This window comes from Bradyrhizobium sp. MV1.5, assembly GCF_055807615.1.
Genome location: NZ_JBVVPL010000127.1, coordinates 1 through 332 on the forward strand (window position 1 = coordinate 1; position 332 = coordinate 332).

Here is a 332-nt window from a genome sequence, read left to right on the forward strand (position 1 = left end):
ACTATCCTCGTCTATGACAAGGAAAAGCTGGCGAATGGTCCAAAGACCATCGCCGACCTGTTCGATCTGCAGAAATTTCCCGGCAAGCGTGGGCTGTTGAGGAGTCCCGTAGGCAATCTCGAATGGGCCCTGATTGCCGATGGCGTGGCCGTCAAGGACGTCTACCAGGTGCTCAAAACGCCTGAGGGCGTCGACCGCGCGTTCAAGAAGCTCGACACGATCAAGAAGGACGTCGTCTGGTGGACAACCGGAGCCCAGCCGCCGCAGCTGCTGGCTGACGGCCAGGTCATAATGACATCAGCCTGGAACGGCCGCATCTACGATGCAAACAA

Annotated in this window: 1 protein-coding gene; it reads left to right on the forward strand. The window is 58.1% G+C overall.

The window, feature by feature from the left end; translation table 11 throughout:
- Positions 1–332: extracellular solute-binding protein (locus tag AC0L2J_RS34800; RefSeq protein WP_473395985.1), on the forward strand; the 332-nt coding region annotated here is incomplete at both ends.